This is a genomic window from Psychrobacter sp. SCQQ22, assembly GCF_015864605.1.
In the GTDB taxonomy this organism is placed as follows: Bacteria; Pseudomonadota; Gammaproteobacteria; order Pseudomonadales; family Moraxellaceae; genus Psychrobacter; species Psychrobacter fozii.
Genome location: NZ_JADYWZ010000009.1, coordinates 86563 through 106139 on the forward strand (window position 1 = coordinate 86563; position 19577 = coordinate 106139).

16 protein-coding genes are annotated in these 19577 nt (G+C 43.5%); 6 read left to right on the plus strand and 10 right to left on the minus strand.

Annotation, left to right across the window (positions count from 1 at the left end):
- Positions 1–39 precede the first annotated feature (39 nt).
- On the plus strand, positions 40–504 hold the full coding sequence (locus tag I6E84_RS11930) for a hypothetical protein (RefSeq protein ID WP_197218189.1): 465 nt from the start codon (positions 40–42) through the stop codon (positions 502–504).
- A 100-nt stretch (positions 505–604) separates the two neighbouring features.
- Here I6E84_RS11930 and I6E84_RS11935 read toward each other — a convergent pair whose 3' ends face one another.
- Positions 605–1168 carry an NUDIX hydrolase gene (locus I6E84_RS11935; RefSeq protein ID WP_197218191.1) on the minus strand — a complete coding sequence of 188 codons (564 nt, stop codon included), beginning with the start codon at positions 1166–1168 and terminating at the stop codon, positions 605–607.
- A gap of 473 nt (positions 1169–1641) precedes the next feature.
- Between I6E84_RS11935 and I6E84_RS11940 the strand changes: the two genes are divergently transcribed.
- The gene (locus I6E84_RS11940) at positions 1642–2379 is read left to right on the plus strand and encodes an NUDIX hydrolase (protein ID WP_197218192.1); all 738 of its coding nucleotides are present in this window, start codon (positions 1642–1644) and stop codon (positions 2377–2379) included.
- A 219-nt stretch (positions 2380–2598) separates the two neighbouring features.
- Here the strand turns inward: I6E84_RS11940 and I6E84_RS11945 are convergent, their stop codons facing one another.
- The 3 genes from I6E84_RS11945 to nhaA form a co-directional block, all read right to left on the minus strand.
- On the minus strand, positions 2599–3933 hold the full coding sequence (locus I6E84_RS11945; RefSeq protein ID WP_197218193.1) for an oxygenase MpaB family protein: 1335 nt from the start codon (positions 3931–3933) through the stop codon (positions 2599–2601).
- A gap of 41 nt (positions 3934–3974) precedes the next feature.
- Positions 3975–4559, minus strand: coding sequence for a DUF2799 domain-containing protein (locus I6E84_RS11950; RefSeq protein ID WP_197218194.1), 585 nt, complete (start codon positions 4557–4559; stop codon positions 3975–3977).
- 160 nt (positions 4560–4719) lie between these two features.
- A complete protein-coding gene (nhaA, locus tag I6E84_RS11955; protein ID WP_110924052.1) occupies positions 4720–5922 on the minus strand; it encodes a Na+/H+ antiporter NhaA in 1203 nt (400 codons plus the stop codon).
- Positions 5923–6418: 496 nt separating this feature from the next.
- On the opposite strand from nhaA, the gene I6E84_RS11960 reads away from it, so the two are divergent.
- On the plus strand, positions 6419–7174 hold the full coding sequence (locus I6E84_RS11960) for a TSUP family transporter (RefSeq protein WP_197218195.1): 756 nt from the start codon (positions 6419–6421) through the stop codon (positions 7172–7174).
- 390 nt (positions 7175–7564) lie between these two features.
- Here I6E84_RS11960 and I6E84_RS11965 read toward each other — a convergent pair whose 3' ends face one another.
- The 3 genes from I6E84_RS11965 to radC all read right to left on the minus strand — a co-directional run bounded on the left by I6E84_RS11965 (position 7565) and on the right by radC (position 13339).
- Positions 7565–8938 (minus strand): dicarboxylate/amino acid:cation symporter, encoded by a 1374-nt coding sequence (locus I6E84_RS11965; protein ID WP_197218196.1) that lies wholly within the window; start codon positions 8936–8938, stop codon positions 7565–7567.
- A 401-nt stretch (positions 8939–9339) separates the two neighbouring features.
- Positions 9340–12354, minus strand: coding sequence for an acyl-CoA dehydrogenase (locus I6E84_RS11970; RefSeq protein WP_197218197.1), 3015 nt, complete (start codon positions 12352–12354; stop codon positions 9340–9342).
- A 301-nt stretch (positions 12355–12655) separates the two neighbouring features.
- Positions 12656–13339, minus strand: a complete 684-nt coding sequence (gene radC / locus I6E84_RS11975) for a RadC family protein (protein WP_197218199.1) — start codon at positions 13337–13339, stop codon at positions 12656–12658.
- Between the two features lie 128 nt (positions 13340–13467).
- Between radC and coaBC the strand changes: the two genes are divergently transcribed.
- Together coaBC and I6E84_RS11985 are read left to right on the plus strand one after the other, a co-directional pair.
- Positions 13468–14841, plus strand: coding sequence for a bifunctional phosphopantothenoylcysteine decarboxylase/phosphopantothenate--cysteine ligase CoaBC (coaBC, locus tag I6E84_RS11980; RefSeq protein WP_197218201.1), 1374 nt, complete (start codon positions 13468–13470; stop codon positions 14839–14841).
- A 223-nt stretch (positions 14842–15064) separates the two neighbouring features.
- A complete protein-coding gene (locus tag I6E84_RS11985; protein ID WP_197218202.1) occupies positions 15065–15847 on the plus strand; it encodes a sulfite exporter TauE/SafE family protein in 783 nt (260 codons plus the stop codon).
- 33 nt (positions 15848–15880) lie between these two features.
- Here the strand turns inward: I6E84_RS11985 and I6E84_RS11990 are convergent, their stop codons facing one another.
- From I6E84_RS11990 to I6E84_RS12000, 3 genes are all read right to left on the minus strand, one after another.
- A complete protein-coding gene (locus I6E84_RS11990; RefSeq protein WP_197218203.1) occupies positions 15881–16789 on the minus strand; it encodes a histone deacetylase in 909 nt (302 codons plus the stop codon).
- A gap of 58 nt (positions 16790–16847) precedes the next feature.
- Positions 16848–17657, minus strand: a complete 810-nt coding sequence (locus I6E84_RS11995; protein WP_197102180.1) for a YbjN domain-containing protein — start codon at positions 17655–17657, stop codon at positions 16848–16850.
- Positions 17658–17721: 64 nt separating this feature from the next.
- Entirely contained in the window at positions 17722–18771 is a 1050-nt protein-coding gene (locus I6E84_RS12000; RefSeq protein ID WP_227681491.1) for a hypothetical protein, read from the minus strand.
- Between the two features lie 133 nt (positions 18772–18904).
- Here I6E84_RS12000 and ccmA point away from each other — a divergent pair, with 133 nt between their 5' ends.
- Complete coding sequence (gene ccmA / locus I6E84_RS12005) at positions 18905–19534, plus strand: heme ABC exporter ATP-binding protein CcmA (protein WP_197218204.1); 630 nt, start codon at positions 18905–18907, stop codon at positions 19532–19534.
- The last annotated feature ends 43 nt before the right edge of the window (positions 19535–19577 follow it).

Genomic DNA, 19577 nt, shown 5'->3' on the forward strand with positions numbered 1-19577 from the left:
GAGAAATTTTGTATTAGTAGTTAATTAATAGGAATCGACTTGGCAAATAAACCCATCATAGAAGTGACTGAGTACACTAAATCTTATAAAAGCTTGTTGGGGTATGCTGTTTTTTATGCATTTAGCTATGTGCTGTTGACGTATGTCTTAAACCAACTCAACTTTATAGTGGGCAGTATGCTCTTAACCGTTGCTATCATTGCTGTGCTAAATATGGCAGTGACGTTTTTATTTCGTAAGCGTCAACATCGAGGGTTGGATAAGGCTGAATGTGGTCGTATTGCCGTTCTCTCTGTGCTGATGATCACAGCTATATCAGCGGTTATGTTTGTACTAAATATGAATGTACTTATAACAAGTATGGACATCAATATCACATGGTCAGACATTCATAATAGTGGTATGCATAAAGTGATGGTAGTGGTGGGAATTATTACCTTAATTATTCATTATGCCGTCATCTTTTATAGTTTGTGGTACATGCAAAGGTTTTGGAAGACATGATAGGTTTTGCAAGGCGATTAAAGTGTTAGGCAATAAAAAGCCGCTATTTCTATTCGAGATAGCGGCTTTTTAACAGAAAGACTGGTCGTTGAGCCGACTTTTAAAAACGTTTGATACTTTGATCTTTACCGATATGATCTTGATGTATAGGGAAGTCAGCATGATCATCGAAATTTTTACGGTCTTCAAAATAGCTTTTTAAAGTGCGACGTATCGCTTCAAAGGCCAGTTTATCCCATGGAATATCTTCTTCAGCAAACAAAGCAGAGTCAAGGCTTTCAGAGCCAATCCCATAAGCACCATCTTTAAGGTCAGCCAAATAAATAGAGTATATTTGCCCGATATCTGGAATATCATATAGGCAATATAAGTGTGGATTGATAACGACCGCTTCAGCCTCTTCATAGCTTTCACGTGCAGCACCCTCTGCCATGGTCTCCCCATTTTCCATAAAACCTGCCGGTAAAGTCCATAAGCCGTATTGAGGCTCAATGGCGCGGCGACATAGCAACACTCGGTTTTTATGTACGACAAGTGAACCACAAATAACCTTTGGGTTCTCGTAATGAATATAGTTGCAGTTTGGGCATACCAAGCGCGGTATATTATCTGTGGGTGGTATCTTTCGTTCTGCTTTATGACCGCATTGGAGACAATAGCTCATATCAACTGCCTTGTATAATGATAGTAGGAATAAAAAATAGATAAGAAAAAGACGTCATTATTTTAAGAATTATCATTCTTATTGTAGGCTGATAGCCCATCTTGTTTTCATTTATGGCCAAACCGTTTATGGTTAAACCATTTATAGCCAAACCGTTTTATATTGGTTAGATCATTGCTTTAACCACTTTTAGCATTTGGCTGTCTTTTATTTAAACTGTTTAGACTTGCCTATAGTCGTCATGCTTCAGTCTAAGATACCACAAATTTTGTTGTACGAGCAGTGCTCGTAAAAACAGCCCGTTTGCTGCTGATTAATTTTGATACGCTTACTCTGTACTTGCGAGTGCACTAGATAAGGAGTCGCGGTCACATAAAGCATGTGCAGTGATAGGGTATACTGCGCTAATATCGTAAAAGAGATAACCTTCTTGTAATGATTATGAATACTGATAAAAATATAGGGCAATTATAATGTTACTTCCCCCACAGTCTGTGAGTTTGGATGAATTTTCAGTCGCTGTGCCAACCTTTATTCGTTATCCCACGCTCAGAAAGCTGGCTGAGCGGGTGCAACGTGAAACTTTAAATACCGTTACTGGTTCAATAATGCCTGACTCTTATCAGGGTTCTCACAGTGCTCGTCTCTTAGACAGTTTGTATCAAACACCGATTGCAGATGCCTCAGTATTGGTAGCCATTACTCATGAGCGTCACCCTAAGTTGCTACTGACGCTTCGGGCTGCGCACATGAACAGTCATGCGGGCGAAGTGTCCTGTGCAGGTGGTAAGCATGAAAGGGGAGACGGTAATAATGTGGTCACTGCTTTACGTGAAGCGTGTGAAGAGACGGCGCTACCGCCTAATAAAGTCCAGCTGCTCGGCCAACTGCCTATTCAGACTTCCAAGAGCGGCATGAGTGTCAGGCCTATCGTTGCGCTCATTGCGCCCGATCTGATATTGGTACCAGAACCTGGCGAAATCTCACGTATTTTTTGGGCGGATTTTGAGTCGTTAGTCACTCAGCCTACTGTAGAATATGCTGTGGAATATGCGATGCAAGATGAAAAAGCGACCATCCTCACGCCCAGCTGGCAAGTGGATGGTGAGACGGTATGGGGTCTGACAGGTCGAGTGATTGCTAGCTTATTAGAGACGGGCTTTGATCGACAGCTTGAATGGTATTACCGTATACAAGACACGCGGTTATAGTCAATCCTCTATAAATTGGCTACGGTATCAGTCTCACTTAGCCTACTAGCTGTAGTACTTTCACTCGCCTTCCTTGTATCCAAATTATATTGAACTGACTATAGTCAGCGAACTGCTAAACCGCTACGGCGTTACCCTGCTTAGATGTACTATTTGTACAATCTGCAGTCGGCTGCCTTGTACCCATTTTAGATTTCTTTGACTATATATTATGAGTATTTATTTATAGTAGTCATCATTTTTCTTTAGCCACCAATTCATATTATCTTGGCGCTTGAATCGGAAGGCTTCTAGTTTTTTAGCAACACTTTGATTGTGCTGGCGTGCGGTATCTAGTGCAAATAAAATAGGCACAGAAGATAAGACGCCAAATCTTATCTTAGATTTCGGTAAATCTAGCCCATCACCGATATCATCACCAACCAACGTACGTGTCACGCTAGCATTGACCATTTCAACGAAGCGTCCACGTCTATTGTCCTCACCCATAAGCTGGCGTGGTAAGTCATGTAGCGCTTTTGCCAGTGGTTGTCCCATCTTAAAATCAAGCTGTTGGATAGAGAGGTAGGTATAGAGCCACTCCCAACAGGCTGCCTCATCTTTTGGCAAGCGATCCAAATCAACGCCCATCCAGTAGCTGGCCAGATTCCATAAATGTAAAATCCCTTCTGCTTCTTCGGTGCTGATACGCGCGCCCAACAGTCGCAGCCCGCGCATAATCAACAACGAAAACTGCAAATGCGTAGCAATCATATCGGTTTGATTGATGGGAATGCCCCAATAGTCAGTATTCCAACTGCCATCAGGATTACGGTGCTGATCTACCTCTGCTATGACGCCAGTGGCCGCATTACCTTTCAGCAGGTTCTGACGTACCAAGGTATGAATTTGACGCACCTTGATAGACTGTCGCCAGCCTTCAGAGCCAATAGCTAGCACTTCATCAATAGGTTTTTGGTCGGTACTCATGCTCGACTGAGGATGTTCAGAGACAGCCAAGATATAAGCATAAGTACGCATCAAACGCGGTAGGGCATCGTGCATCAATGCGCCAGTCTGAATCAGTGGTAAAGACAGGGCAGGGATGCTATAGCCTGCCATCAATGCGACATTACGCAATAGCCAAATAAGCATGAGTGGATAACGGCGATAGGCGACTGCACCAATTTGCGCTAGCTTGGGATCGAACCAACCAGGATGGCTGCCAAACTGCGCTGTTAACGTATTGAATGAGGCGTTTTGTGTAAGGTCACTATCTACTTTTCCATCGATGATTAGTTGCTGTAATGGCTTTGCAAAACGGATACCATCATTAGCCAATGCATCTGCTAGCGGGTCGCCAATGTCGTATCCTGCGACTATTTCATCTAATAAGTCTTGCGAGATGACAAAGTTTTTGGGTAATAAATAGCGTTTGATGCGTTTTAGGACTTGTAGGTCGCTGTGGTCATCTATCGCAGTGGTACGCCCATGACGTAGATAAGACTCTACTGACGGCTGCTTGTGGGGTAAGGTGCTATCAGTTGCTGTTTTATTGATGTCGATTGAATCCATATTTATCAAGTGCCGTTATGGTTAGGCTTTCTCATCACGCCCTAATGTCTATTTTTCTGATTTAATGAGTCCAATTGTCTTTGCGTGTTATCGATACGACGTTTGGCTTGGCGTCGCTCATCAGCGAGTAATAGTAAACGTGCACGTGCCTCTTTTTCATTGGCAAAGCCTAGCATCGCACCACCTTCCAATTTATCGAATTCCTCTTTGTACTCTTCTAACAGTCTTTTATCACTATCTAGTTGGTTCTCTAGATTATAGTACTCTAAACCACGCTGATTGGCTTGTTGTAGCGTACTCGCTATGGCGACTGGACAGACATTATTGAGCTTACGTCCGCGTCTGCCAAGGTTATAGGCGTTATCAGTGATGCAGTATTGTTTGAGCCCTAACTGGCGACCGCGCTCCCATGCTTGATAGTCAGGAGCCACGCTGGCCTTGGCACAGGCTTTGGCATGTGATGCTAAGCGGTCTGATTGATAGCCTGCGACGCCATCATTGTAGCCAATAGCTTGCCAGTCGCCGATGAGGCATTCTTGCTTAGAGAGAGTGGCACATCCTGATAGTAGAGAAATGCTACCGATGATAGCCATACTTGATGAGAGTCGCTGTATAAACCGTCGCATCCTTATCTCCTATAGCGATGTGCCTGAATTTAAATATCCTTAAGTCAGAGCATCCTTAAGCAAAGCATCCTTAAGCCAAAAAACTCTTAAGCTAAAACACTTTGAAGGCTCGGGCAATGAGCCACTTATTTGCTATATCGCTCGTAAGTGGCTTGCCTTATCAATGCGGACGAGTCAAATCAACTGACGTACCACTTACATTGTCTTTTAAGCTGACTTTGAGCATTAAGTAACCTGCCACACCAGAGACGATTGAACCCATGATAATGCCTAAGCGCTCATCGAACAGCGCAGTTTCGCCAGCGAATGCTAAGCCACCGATGAATAAACTCATGGTAAAGCCCACACCGCATAGTAAAGCAGCACCGTAAACCTGCTTATAGTTCATGCCTCTAGGCATCGTTGAGATACCAAGTTTAAAGATTAACCAGCACATGACCATGACACCAACTTGCTTACCGATGAATAGACCAGCAGCGATACCGAGTGGGACAGAGTGGAACAATTCCGCCAATCCTGCACCTTTGAGTGATATGCCTGAGTTGGCAAATGCAAATAATGGCAAGATACCAAAGGCAACGGTATTGTGTAGATCGTGCTCTAACTCCTCAAGCGGTGAATGCTCAGGATCCGTACGGTCAAACATAGGAATAAACAGTGCTAAAACCACACCAGCCAAGGTAGCGTGAATACCAGACTTGAGTACTGCGACCCACATAATTACACCGATGAGTAGATAAGGTGTGATACTAGTGACATTGCGGCGATTGAGAATATATAAGAAAGGCAGACATAACGCTGCTAATGCCAATGACTGTAAGGACAAATCACTGGTATAAAATAAAGCGATAATCAAAATCGCACCGATATCATCAAAGATAGCAATCGATACTAAGAATACTTTTAGGGAGTTGGGAACGCGGTTGCCTAGTAAGCTTAAGATACCAAGCGCAAATGCAATATCTGTGGCCGCAGGAATCGCCCATCCTTTCCAAAACTCAGGCTCATTATAGTTAAAGAGTAGGTAAACGATAGCGGGGGCAATCATGCCGCCCAATGCCGCACCAGCGGGTAGTATGATTTGTTTGACGTTGGATAGCTCGCCAATTAAGACTTCGCGTTTGAGCTCAAGGCCGACTAAGAAAAAGAAAATCGCCATCAGACCGTCGTTGATCCAGTGATGTGCGTCTTTAGCGATAGCAAATTCACCGATTTGGATAGCAACAGGGGCATGAATAAAGCCTTCATACCACGTATTAAGAGGGGAGTTAGCAATAATCATTGCAGCAATCGCAGCCAATGCTAAGACGATACCGCCTGCCGCTTCAAACTCAAAAAACGCCTTAATCCTTCGTATTGCCATATCATCCTCATTTGCTAAATACAATTTACTAAATAGTTCAATAACTTCAAATATCTATCCTACTGCTCTCAACGATATAGTAGCCAGACAAGAACAGTTTCTCATACTCTTATTAATATACACAACAAAATACGTCAATCAAAAGCCATTAGCTCAGCACATTAGTAATAGCGATGCGACAAAGTTGAGGTCATAGATGAAAATATAGCCAGTCGATACATTCTTTAATCAGACTGCTTTTATCTTGCGTATTTGGTAAGTGGTTAGACAAATTTAACAGACTTTGCCATGTTTTTGGTTTTTTTTAGCCCTTTATCTCTATAATGAGCGACATTAGCAAAATCAATAGTTACCCCAAAAGCTACTTCAACAGTAACTTTAATAACAGTATCAATAACAATATTAATAGAAATACTAATAACAGTATTTTAAATCTAACTTCCAAAGCCGATTTTTAGGGCTTTCTTTTTTATTATAAATTTTGCAGGTCAGAGTCATGGACTTATCACTTTCACTAGAAGTCATTTTAATGCTTACGGCTGTGGCAGCGTTGGCAGGGTTTATTGATGCCATCGCGGGCGGCGGCGGTCTACTGACCATACCAGCCATGTTACTTGCTAATATCCCGCCAGTACTCACGCTAGGCACCAATAAGCTACAGGCTGCATCAGGTGCGCTTGCAGCGTCTATTACGATGATTCGAAAAGGTGTCGTAAAGCCGCAACGCATAAAGGTGGGTATTATTGCTGCTTTTATTGGTTCCGTTATCGGTACGATTGCCGTTCAGATGTCGCCACCGGATTTGCTCGAAAAGCTGATTCCGTTTTTGATTGCCGCTATTGGTATCTATACGTTGTTTGCGCCTAGACTGGGTGAGGTAGAAGCGGCACCGCGTATATCCGAAAGTAAATGGCAAAAAATCGTTGCGCCAATCATTGGTTTTTATGATGGTTATATTGGGCCAGGCACAGGCATGTTTTTTGCGCTTGGTAACGTGGCATTGCGCGGTCGTCAGATTATAGAAGCGACAGGTGCCGCAAAAGTATTGAACCTATCTACCAATGTAGGCTCGTTAATCTTCTTTATCATAGGCGGTAATGTCTTGTGGAAAGTGGGGCTGGCGATGATGGTTGGACAAACAATAGGGGCGTACTTTGGCTCTCACATGGTGGTCAAGGGCGGTAGTAAGCTGATTCGTCCGATGATTGTGGTGGTGTGTTTGGCGATGATTACTAAATACGTATTTGGTTAATCTAGGGCGTGTCATCAATTAGCACATTAATGCATTTAGTGGCCTTAAAATGGCTAAATTTTGCTAAACATCGTCAGTAATTTTGTCAATATGTTCATATTAACGGCAATTTCTTCCTTGTTTATCTACAATTTTTCTCATTTTAAGCCTCACAATCTAATTGATGACACGCCCTAGTCAATTCATTGGAAAAGAGTGACAGCATTCGCCTCGCTTGAAGTATGAAATATACATCTGAACTCGGTTGCCTTGTATCTGTTCTAAACTTCTTTGACTATACCTTTCTTAAATTGAGCCAGCTATAGTCAGCGACCAACAAAAAACCCCAGTCTCATAAAGTAGACTGGGGTTTTTTATGGAACAATGATACGGATAGACCGTTAGTCATTACTAGTCTTTTCTAACATCATCGTACTCGCTACCCATGATGCCATCGCTAAAGACTTCTGAGAACTCACGCTCATTGTCTTCATCGATATGACCATCGAACACATCTTTGGCACCAGCATTAGGATCGTTGTAAATGGCTACATCCATTTTACCTTCTGATTTTGCTACGATGGCTGTCACAGCAGCATCACCACCAACGTTCACAGCAGTACGTAGCATGTCTAGGATACGATCCACACCTAAGATTAAGCCAATACCTTCGATAGGTAAGCCAACTTGTGCAAATACCATTGATAGCATAATCAGACCAACACCCGGTACACCAGCGGTACCGACAGAGGCTAATACTGACATCAAGATAACGGTTAGATATTCGGTCACACCCAAATCAATACCATAAATATTGGCAATGAAGATGGTCGCTGTACCCTGCATGATTGCCGTACCATCCATGTTGATGGTGGCACCAAAAGGAACGGTAAACGAGGCAACAGAGTTATTCACACCCATACGCTTAGTAACGGTACGCAAGGTAATAGGAATCGTCGCGTTTGAGCTTGAAGTACTGAATGCAAAAATCTGTACTTCACGCATTTTTGCCAAAAAGGTTTTGATTGATAAACCTGAAGCAACTTTTAGGACAATCATCATGGTGATAAAGAAATGGAACGCCAGTGAGCCGATCAATACAGCCACATAACCAAGCAATGACCAAATCAAATCTAAGCCAAGCTCTGCCATGGCTTTAGTCAATAGTGCAAAGACACCATAAGGTGCTAGGTTCATAATGATAGTCACCATCTTTAAGATGACTTCATTGATGAGCTCTAAACTTTTAACCAAGCCTTTAGCAGGCTTGCCAACCATCAAGATACTGACACCAATCAAAATCGCAAAGAAAATGATGGACAACATATCGCCATTGGCCATCGCGCTGATGGGGTTTGATGGAATAATATTAGAGAATACATCAAGCAAAGGTGGCGCTGATGCGGCTTCAAAGGTAGCATCTGTACCAATGTCCATACCTTTACCAATACCAAACAGGATGCCAAGTCCAATCGCCGTTGCAATAGCAAGTGCGGTGGTGAACATGTAGATCATAAAGGTTTTGGTACCAATACGACCAAGCAGACGAATATCACCAATACCGCACACACCGCAAATCAATGAGATAAGTACTAGCGGTACGACCAACATTTTTAGTGAGTTAACAAATAGCTTGCCAATAATAGCGAGAAAGCCGTTTGTAATATACGTATTAACAAAGCCGCCTTCAGCGTTTAGTCCTGAATAGTTTATAAACAAACCCAGTATGATACCGAGCGCCATGGCAACCATGATCTTGCCCGTCAGTCCCATATTTTTCCACATAACCTCTATCCTTTTGTGTACAACGTCCAATAGCAGGTATGATAATAAATCAATGCGTAAATGATTGCTGTTTTTACACCCGATCTTGCTACGTCTGTAAATTTTGATTGGTCACTTTATGTCAGGCTCTTAAACAATATAAAATAATTGTTAAGGTTACTGCAACATTTTTTTATGATTCAGCCGAGATAAACCTAAGAATAAATAGGTTTATAAGGCTACCCACGATTTTAAGAAAGCAGATAATACTGCTTTTTTCCGCTAATGATAAGCAAAAGTTTTTGTTTGTAACCAAAAAAAAGACTGCCCGAACTGGACAGTCTTTTTAAATTAAACAATAGTCATGTGGTATTTGATATTTTTTATATCTTGAATACGGTCACATTTATAGATTGCCGTGCTTATACATTATCGCTTTCATCACGACGCAGACCATCTTGCCACTTGCTCTCGGATGTAGATGGTTTCTCTACGTTATCCTCTACTTGTGGGGTTTCAGTGCTATCCAGATAATTGGATTTTTGTACGTTGTCATGCGCGATTTCCAAATGGTCAGATTTGTCAGCGCTATCCAAGTTGTTAGAATTTTCAGCATTATATTTATTGAGACGATGATTGTTACTCATGCGTTCGCTTAAATGCGATTCTGCATCGCGGTAACGAGGATCAAGTGCTTCTGTCTCAGGATCGGAGTCTTCAAAGTCGGTCTGCGCCTGTACTTCTTCAACAGTATCCTGCTCAGCAACCATTTCGACATCACCGTCGACCTCATAGCCGTGATTTGGGTTGGCATCACCAGTTGGTTTATCGGTACTAGTAGAAACATCGGCATCAGCAAAAGTGTTCAAGTCATCATCTAGAGCATCGCTATCAGTCACAATACCATTTCTCGCTTGTGCGGCACTTTTTAATTGAGCATAGTCAGTCAGCTGTTGCACAGCATTGTCTAGGCTATGTGGATTGGCGCGTTCTTGCACCTGCGATAGATGTTCATCGAAGACATCGGTCAATAACGAGTCAAAGCGTATGGCATTGTATTGAATGAGCACTTCAGCTTCTTCTTCAGTGATGTCCTCATTTTGACTGGCATGCACAACATGATCTTCGAAGGTAAGTCCTTCAAAACTGTCTTGGTGCTCAGCCTTCTTAAACTTCTGCCATAACGGTTCGATACTGGTCAAGGTCTGATAAGCATGCTCCATACGGCCGGTCACATCGTCTTCTTCGGTCGTGTAGTAGACCATGGTTTTTAGATAATCGCGGAAAGGGTTGGCCTCAAAGTCATCCATGAAGGTATCACCCAATTGGCGTTTGAGTTCATCACTTGGCGGCGTAAAGATACGACCACTTGGGAAAGTCACAAAGCTGACCAATTTGGCTGCCATACGATTTGGGAAATTATCAAAGAATGATAAGAAGGCTTCTTGAATGGTGTACAAGCTGTTTTGCAAGGCAACCTCAGCATGTAAGCGCTCAGACTTTGATTTGGTGCCATGTTCATAAAACTGCAAAATAGCCGTTGCGATGAATAAATGACTATGAATATCGGCTAAGCGACCAGAGAGCATTTCTTTACGTTTTAAGTCGCCAGCCAACAGTCCTAGCGCCATATCGGCTGTTAAGGCAAAGCCCGCGCTTAAGCGGTTAATATGTTTGTAGTAGGGACGGGTAAAGCTGTCTGCAAAATTTGGGGCATTATTGCTACCCCCGACATACCCTGCGACGAAGGCTTTTGCCCCACGATTGAAGGTATAACCCAAATGTCTAAAGAAAAGCGTATCGAATTTTCGAGTCGCCCCTTCTTTATCTTTGCTTTGTAGCAGTTGTAACTCATCAAATAGATACGGATGGCAGCGCATGGCACCTTGACCAAAGATCATCAATGAGCGGGTCAGTATGTTAGCACCCTCAACCGTGATAGAGACCGGAATAGCTTGATACGGCGTCGCCAAAAAGTTACGTGGACCCATCTGTACTGCGCGTCCGCCAACGACATCCATACCATCGTTGATCACACTGCGCATGGTTTCGGTCGCATAGTATTTCGCCATGGCTGTCATAACCGATGGCGTACCACCTTGGTTCAATCCACATGTAACGAGATGTCGGAATGCTTCTAGCATATAAGTATTACTAGCCATACGGCTGGTGGCGTCTTGTACCCCTTCGAACTTGCCAACAGAGATTTTAAACTGCTCACGAACTTTGGCAAATGCACCAACAGACAGATACGTCATCTCACTAGCTGAGGTTGAAAGCGCAGGGAGAGAGATGCCGCGACCAACGCCCAAACATTCCATCAGCATGCGCCAACCGCGACCAGCGTTTTCGACACCGCCGATGATGTAATCTAAGGGAATAAAGACATCTTTACCATCGACTGTACCATTCATAAATGGCGAGCCGATTGGGTTATGACGTGGCCCTGTGATGACGCCTTGATGGCTGGCAGGAATGAGTGCACAGGTAATACCGTAATCGGTTTTTTCAGAATCTCCAAGCAGGCCTTCTGGGTCATGCATTTTGAATGCTAAGCCCACGACTGTGGCGATAGGTGCCAACGTAATCCAGCGCTTTGAGAAGTTCATACGTAGGCCGAGTACTTGCTCGCCTTCATGCATGCCGTAGCAGACTACACCTGTATCAGGAATAGCACCCGCATCTGAGCCTGCTTCAGGACCCGTTAGACCAAAGCAAGGTACTTCCTCACCTTTGGCGAGACCGGGTAACCAGCGTTGTTTTTGCTCATCCGTACCATAGTGCATCAACAGCTCACCAGGGCCGAGCGAGTTTGGCACCATACAGGTCACAGCAGCTGTAGGAGAGCGAGAGGCGATTTTGCTCATGATACGGCTTTGCGCATATGAGCTAAAATCTAGACCACCAAATTCTTTAGGAATAATCAGACCTAAGAAGCCATTGGCTTTAATAAATTGCCACGCCTCAGGCGACAGGTCTTTGTCTTCATGCTGAATTTTCCATTCATCAAGCATGGCGCACAGCACTTCTACTTCATTGTCTATAAAGCTTTGCTCTTCTTCTGACAGTTCTGGATACGGATAATTGGCAAAAGTGTCCCAGTTAGGCGCACCCATAAATAGCTCTTTTTCCCACCAGCTAGTGCCCGCGTCAAGTGCCTCACGTTCGGTATCACTCATGCTCGGCATCGCGCCGCCCAATGCTTTATAGACAGGCTTGGTAATCAGTGATTGACGAAGAGGAGCAACGAGTAGTACCAAGCACAGCAGCGCTATCGGCACACCTAATATAAGTGACCATGGACTGATAACGGCAGTAACGATAACAGTAACAAGGGCAGTAACGCTGCCAGTGACACGTGACAGGGACAACAAAAAGATGGCCAAAACCATGGCTAATTGAATGATGATTGCCAAAATAAATAAGCCAATTGCCATGACTGTCTCCTTTGTAACGCTGAACCAAAAGCGTGAGAAATGTAGGTATAAAAATGTTTGAATCTATATAGTTGTTATTTTTCGGACATTTAGTGGTTTTATAGCTAGGTTAAGCCAGCTACCAATAATTGGCTTTGAAGCCCAATTAGGAAAAGACACATAAAAGATAAAGATAGCCATCAATATGAAACAGTTGTCGGCGACTATCAACGGTTAAAATGCTACGCTGTGTCGATAATATGTATCAAGCTGCATAAAGTATATAGCTAGTGCGACCAAAGACCAAATAAGTCAGATAAAACTACCCAAAAGGTGCCAAACAGCTTTCGGCATAGGATAGAGTATCGTTGCGTCCGACGATGATATGATCGACTAAAGATATGTCTAATAAATCACAGGCCTTTTTTAGCTCATAGGTGAGTAAGTTGTCAGCTGTCGATGGCTTGGAGTCTGTATGAGGATGGTTGTGCGCGATGATTAACTGGCTAGCTGCATGACTTAACGCGTGTCGTAGTACGTGCTTCATACAGACGGAACATGATGAAATACCGCCCGTGAATAGTATCTCAAAATTTAACAGGTTGAGTGCATTGTCCAGACAAAGAACGGCAAAAACTTCACGATGCTCACCGCGCAACTGAGTGCTGATATAATCTTTGACTGCTTGAGAGCGTCCGAGTGCTTGGCCAGTTTTGAGCTGACTATCTAGATAGCGCGTACCCATCTCAAGCGAGGCTAATATCTGTGAGTATTTTGCAGGGCCGATACCATGACAGGCAAGGACGATATCTTGCGGGGCTGCCAATAGTTCTGCCAAGCTACCAAACTGCTCGATCAAATGACGAGCCAGTTCAATCGCTGACTGAGACTTGGTGCCTGTCCGCAAAAATATGGCCAGTATTTCAGCATCAGACAAATGGGCTGCGCCAAACTTCAATAATTTTTCTCGTGGCCTATCATCCTCATGCCAGTCTTTAATCGCCATTGTCACTCCTTGAAAATGGATTGCTGCCAGATATATTTGGTAAATATAGAAATTCTTACCCAACTTATCTCATAATTGTTACTATAAGTGCAATTTTATCTTCCAACTTTTTTATTGTTGCCATGCTTATGTCTAATATTGTGCTTGCTATCACTGGCGGTATCGCCGCTTATAAATCTGCTATATTTGCCCGCTTATTAATCAAAGCGGGCTTTAATGTGCGCGTCATTATGACCACAGGTGCACAGGCCTTTATCACACCGCTGACCCTACAAGCGTTGACTGGTAATGAGGTGCATATCTCACTACTGGATGAGCAAGCAGAAGCAGGGATGGGGCATATTGAATTGGCTAAATGGGCAGATTTAATCGTCATTGCGCCAGCCTCGGCCAATACGCTCGCACGTCTTGCGATGGGTATGGCGGATGATCTGCTAACCACCGTTTGTCTTGCTACCACCGCACCTGTCATTGTCGCCCCTGCGATGAATCAGCAGATGTGGGCGCATCCAGCGGTAAACCTGAATGTGCAAACGCTGGGCGACATGAATTATCATGTGATACAGCCTGCAAGCGGTGAACAGGCTTGTGGTGATGTGGGAGCAGGGCGACTACCTGAGCCTGAGCAGCTATTGGCCGAAGTATTATTATTCAATGCCATGCAAACGACGCCGCAATTGCTGGCAGGCAAAAGAGTGGTCATTACCGCTGGACCGACAGTAGAAGCAATTGATCCAGTTCGTTATTTGTCTAATCACTCTACCGGAAAAATGGGTTTTGCTTTAGCGCGTGCTTGTGTGGCTGCTGGTGCCGAGGTGATTTTGATTACCGGTGGTAAGGTGGCACTGCCTACACCGCTTAAAGTCACGCGCATAGATGTTTTATCTGCGCAAGAGATGCTGACTGCCGCGCAACAATGTGTGGATGGTACACATAGCGAGCTACAATACATATCTGAAGACGAGCATGACCACGACCATGATCATCATGACCACTCACATTCACATGACCACCACGGTGATTGCGATTGTGGGGACGAGCAGGATGTTGTCACGACTAGCACCGATGACAGCGTGAGAGTCGCTGATATCTTTATTGCGACGGCTGCTGTTGCTGATTATCGTACGGAAGAGGCAGCTCCGCAAAAAATCAAAAAAACGCAAGATGCAATGATGCTAAATCTGGTTAAAAATCCTGATATTTTGGCGACTATTTCTCTTGCTCATCCAGAATTGTTTGTCGTTGGTTTTGCAGCAGAGACCCAAGATGTCGAGCACTATGCTCGTGGTAAACTTATTTCCAAAAACTTAGATTTGATTGCTTGCAATGATGTCTCACGGGCTGATATTGGCTTTGCTAGTGACGATAATGCTATGCAGGTGTTCTTTTCAGAGCGTTATGAGAATGATAGCGTCATGCTTGAAAAAGCGAGCAAAGATAAGATTGCTGAGCAATTGGCTAGCATCATCGGTGAAACAGTTTGGCAGCGCCATAATAGCTAAGATATGCGTTCAATCTAAATTAGACAGTATGTGATGCGCCAAAACAAAACTGGCTAAGTCCACATTGAATGGCATTAAGGACAGGTAATATGAAAATATTATCTGTCCTTAGTTGCTTTACTTGACTAAGATTTATTGCGTTTTTATCGCCATTATTGAAATTAGGGCAGGCATTAATGCTGTCGCTATAAATGTAAATATAAAGCCCTGAGTGGTATGAAATATGATGGAAATGGTGGGTAACGATAGCACGCAGATGCTAATACTGACTTTGATTTTTGCAATGGCATCGCTGCTGCATGGTATTAGCGGGCTAGGTGTGACGTTGGTGACAACCACGGCACTTGCGAGTATTTACCCGTTGCCACACGCCATTGTGTTGGTTATTTTTCCCTCTATATTACTCAATGCGATGACTTGGCTATCTGGTGGTGGTCATACGATTTGGCAGAATTTTACTTATTATGGCAGGCGTTATTGGTTATTGGCATTGACCAGCTTACTTGGCAGCATACTGGGTGCCAAATTATTGCTATGGATAGATAGTGCTTATATTTTATTGACACTGGCAGCGGTTATTGCCTTTTATGTCATCAGTAGTTTACTTGGCAAACAAACCCGTCTACCAGATACCAAGCCTGTGCTGATTATGGTTGGTTTTAGCGCTGGCGTTATTGGCGGTGCGACCAATGCCATGTCGACTATCCTTATGATGTATCTACTGTCTGCCAGCGATGATAAAAACACCATCGCGAAAGTCGGCAATATGTGTTATTTTTTGGGTAAAGTTGCCCAGATTATTGTGTTACGTGAACCGATTATGGCGTTGACCAGTGGTGAGTGGCAGCTGATTACTTTACTTAGCGTGATATCTATCGTTACTCTTTTGGTTGGTATTCGCCTGCGTCGTTACTTGCCGCAAGCTCGCTTTCGTCAGCTTATTTTATTGATTGTCACGGTGCTTGGTATTCGTGTGGGCTGGCAGGGGATTACGGCATTTTTGTAGTAGCCAACGTCTTTAAGTTGGCATAGGTGCTGTTTACTTACCAAAGAATATCTGCTGCGCCAGACGAAAAGTATTACAGTGCGCTTCGACCACATCTTCGATATCTTCTGAATAGCCACCACCCATCACGATAGCAACAGGAATGTTGGCGGTTTTTGCTTGCTGCAACACATACTCATCACGCGCTTTACAACCTTCCATCGTCAAACCGAGTTTCCCTAATTTATCAGTGGCCAATACGTCTACCGCAGACTGATAAAAAATCATGTCGGGTGCAAAGTTTTTTATTAGGCGTGGTAGCGTATCCTTTAATATCTGTAAATACTCGGCATCACCTGTATCATTATCTAGCTCAATATCCAAGTCTGATACTTGCTTGCGAAAAGGATAGTTCTTTGCACCATGCATACTAAACACAAAAACACGTGGCTCGTCTGCCATGATGCTAGCGTTGCCATTACCTTGATGCACATCTAAATCAACAACCAAAATCTTTTGCGCCAATCCGCGATCTAATAATAAATTACTAGCAATACAAACATCGTTAAAGACACAAAATCCTTCGCCATGATCTGAAAACGCGTGATGTGTGCCACCTGCGACATTCATTGCTACGCCATATTGCTGTGCATATAATGCGCATTCATAGGTTGCATGAGCAATATAACGACCACGCTCTACCAGCTCGGGTGTCATCTTAAAACCGATGGCACGGGCTTCTTTCCGTGGTAATGTTTGCGTTTTCAATTGATACCAATAGTCATGCGTATGGGTGGTCAAAATCTCGTCTTCACTTAAGCTTGCAGGCGCAAAAAAGTTATCGGTCGTGATCGTCCCTTCGGCCAGTAAGCGCTCAGGAATCATGGTGTACTTCTGCATAGGGAAGCGATGCTTTTCAGGCACTGAGTAACGAAAAATATCAGAGTAGGCAATTTTTAGCATAAGGGCGATGGTTTTCTAAACGGGTGAGTGGATAGTAGGATAATGACTAACGATGGCTCTATTGTACAAACTGCGTGGGTAAAAAGAACGTGCGAGCGTCTGCTTGTTGGTGTAGCTCTGTAAGTAATGTTTGCATGTCTTCTGCAGGATCTTGATTGTTGATCAAATCACTAAATAGTTCATGGGCGACAGTAGTCATAGCAACCACACTTTGTAGTAAGTGTTCGATAAGCGCCTTGTCGATATCAACTGTCTCGACATCGATGGCGGTTTTGTAGCGTATTTCTCCATCATTGACATCCATCTCTAGATTACCAATCATCATGTCATAATTGATTTGAGTGATGAGTAGCATTGCAGCGCTTTGATGACTCTCTGGAATGGAAAATGGCAAAATCCCATAGACGGCCAGCAGTTTATTTTGCTCCTGCCAACGAAATAGATAAGCAGAGATCAGTTGTTTGTGACGCATCGAAAAAGACAAATGATGTGATTGCTGGTCATCATTGGCCTTCGGACGGTGATAAGTATAGTGCCATTTTTTGGTATGAAAATACTGCTTCAGACAGTCGATAATAAGTATGTCAGATTGCTCGGGTTGCTCTTTATCTAAGCTTAAAGCATCAGGTTGTACCTGCTCACTTTCATTTTCAGTGGGAGAGTTAGAATCACTCTTATTATGGTTGTTATGCGAGTCACTATGGTTATCATTATGGTCATGTGAGCTACTATAACCATGTAAGCCACTAGTCTCTCTGCCACTTATATCATCATTACTCATATCAGTATCAGCAACCGCCTGAGGCGCAGCAGCAGTCAATAACTGTTTGAGTTTTTGCCACAAGCTGAGTTTAGTCGTTTGGCTCATAATGTATGTTGCTGATCAATAAGTGAATGATAATGGCATCTGATGTATAACTCAAAATGTTGAGTTACTCGTTATTGAGTGCCAACCCTTCTTTAATATGCGATTGTGCATAAAACGCCTTTAACATCTCACGGATATGTGCCACAAACCATGGGCTATCAAGCGCATCGTGTACGACAGGCAGTAGCGCCGTACTAAACTGTGTCATGGCCTGCTCATCAATATGTAAACTGGCTGCAACGATCGCAATCGTGTCTGATTGATGATTGTCATACCAAGTATCGATGCTTGCTGCTGCTAGCGTATGTAAATACGGCGACACGCGCAGGCGATTATAGCTCTGCTGAATACTGGCTTCGATATGATCGATACTGCTGTTGTCAGGCTCGTCACGCAGATAAGTTTGCAGATGACTGACAGGCTGCTCTTTGATGCGCGCCCAACCAGTGACTAATAACCGTGCCACTTCTTCATTTGATAGATGTGCTTGCGCATTGGCTTCTGCCCGACGTGTTAAATCTTTAATATTACGGTGCAAATAGGCTTGCAGTTTTTCATCAAGGTTTCTGTTGGTCGCTTTTTCAAAAGAGCTACGTCCCAGTTTCATCAATTTACCAACACCGCCTGCTTTATCTAGTGTGCTTTCCATAAAGTCGTTGATCGCGTGATATAGCGTCTGGGTCAGTAAGTCTGCAAAGGTTTCATTGCCAACTAGCGTGTGAATTAAAACATTGCGCTGCTGTTCATGACTGCCTACATAGTTGGCTAGCGTCTCAACCTGTGTATCATCTACTAGCTCGGATAGGGGTACGTTATCATTGACTGGGTGATAAATAACCGTGTGCAAAATATCACGGATATCCTTACGCATCACCGCCGTCATGGGCTGACTTAGTAGCCAATCACCCATCAAATGCTGCAAGTTATCACGGCTGATGTATTTGTTAAGTGGTTGTGCGCCAAACCATTGCCAAGCTTCCATACTCAGTGGCTCAGCCTGCTGGCGTAACCAATGCTGCATAAAATCAACTTGGGCGTCGATTAAGCTATTAATAGTGAACGTCGACGTGTTTGTTTCTAAGTCTAGGTTTTGGTTATCTTTTGAAGTCTGCATAGGTTTTGAGGTCATAGTAATCGACAATTTGTTATACTGGGTGTTTGTGGTAAGCATAAAGTATTATGCCATGAACATCATATTTGTTTGTGGTGAATATTGATTACTGTTTGATAAATAATGAGAGGTTTTGATGACAGCTTTGGATATGCCTTTACTGGTGCTTGATGGTTTGACAGTCCAGCGCGGTGAAATACCTTTATGTGAAGAAGTCTCTCTCAATTTATCTGCAGGTAGCCTCTGTCATTTAGTTGGTGCGAACGGTACAGGTAAAACAACGTTACTGATGCAGCTGGCTGGATTACTGCCAGTCATTACTGGTGAGGTTGTTTACCAAGGGGCTGTAAGTCTGCCTATTCAACCTTTATATGTTTCGCACCAATTGGGTATTCATCCAAATCTCACCGTCGCGCAAAATCTAACATTTCTACTGAATTTATATGGTATCACACCAAGTGTCACTGATATCGATGATGCGCTCGCTTGGGTAGGATTACAAGGGTTTGAGACCGTTAGCTCCAGTCATTTATCTGCTGGGCAGACACGCCGTATTACCCTCGCAAGATTATATCTACTGACCCCTGATATCACACCTTTGTGGTTACTTGATGAGCCTTTTACTGCGCTTGATGTCGATATGGTGGTACGAATGGAAGACAGATTGAGTGACTTTGCTAATGCTGGTGGCTCAATATTAATGACCAGTCATCAGGCCGTTGGCGTTGCCAATCAAGTGCTCGATTTGTCAGATTATATGGTATGAATGCGATAACTGTAAGAAGTGCGATAGCTTCAATAAGTGTGAT

What these genes read in the sequence shown, in the direction of transcription:
- I6E84_RS11935 (WP_197218191.1), bottom strand. Translation starts at nt 1,168, where the DNA reads ATGAGCTATTGTCTCCAATGCGGTCATAAAGCAGAACGAAAGATACCA.
- I6E84_RS11950 (WP_197218194.1), bottom strand. Translation starts at nt 4,559, where the DNA reads ATGCGACGGTTTATACAGCGACTCTCATCAAGTATGGCTATCATCGGT.
- I6E84_RS11995 (WP_197102180.1), bottom strand. Translation starts at nt 17,657, where the DNA reads ATGAGCCAAACGACTAAACTCAGCTTGTGGCAAAAACTCAAACAGTTA.
- coaBC (WP_197218201.1), top strand. Translation starts at nt 13,468, where the DNA reads ATGTCTAATATTGTGCTTGCTATCACTGGCGGTATCGCCGCTTATAAA.
- I6E84_RS11945 (WP_197218193.1), bottom strand. Translation starts at nt 3,933, where the DNA reads ATGGATTCAATCGACATCAATAAAACAGCAACTGATAGCACCTTACCC.
- radC (WP_197218199.1), bottom strand. Translation starts at nt 13,339, where the DNA reads ATGGCGATTAAAGACTGGCATGAGGATGATAGGCCACGAGAAAAATTA.
- I6E84_RS11940 (WP_197218192.1), top strand. Translation starts at nt 1,642, where the DNA reads ATGTTACTTCCCCCACAGTCTGTGAGTTTGGATGAATTTTCAGTCGCT.
- I6E84_RS12000 (WP_227681491.1), bottom strand. Translation starts at nt 18,771, where the DNA reads ATGCAGACTTCAAAAGATAACCAAAACCTAGACTTAGAAACAAACACG.
- ccmA (WP_197218204.1), top strand. Translation starts at nt 18,905, where the DNA reads ATGACAGCTTTGGATATGCCTTTACTGGTGCTTGATGGTTTGACAGTC.
- I6E84_RS11970 (WP_197218197.1), bottom strand. Translation starts at nt 12,354, where the DNA reads ATGGCAATTGGCTTATTTATTTTGGCAATCATCATTCAATTAGCCATG.
- I6E84_RS11985 (WP_197218202.1), top strand. Translation starts at nt 15,065, where the DNA reads ATGATGGAAATGGTGGGTAACGATAGCACGCAGATGCTAATACTGACT.
- nhaA (WP_110924052.1), bottom strand. Translation starts at nt 5,922, where the DNA reads ATGGCAATACGAAGGATTAAGGCGTTTTTTGAGTTTGAAGCGGCAGGC.
- I6E84_RS11965 (WP_197218196.1), bottom strand. Translation starts at nt 8,938, where the DNA reads ATGTGGAAAAATATGGGACTGACGGGCAAGATCATGGTTGCCATGGCG.
- I6E84_RS11990 (WP_197218203.1), bottom strand. Translation starts at nt 16,789, where the DNA reads ATGCTAAAAATTGCCTACTCTGATATTTTTCGTTACTCAGTGCCTGAA.
- I6E84_RS11960 (WP_197218195.1), top strand. Translation starts at nt 6,419, where the DNA reads ATGGACTTATCACTTTCACTAGAAGTCATTTTAATGCTTACGGCTGTG.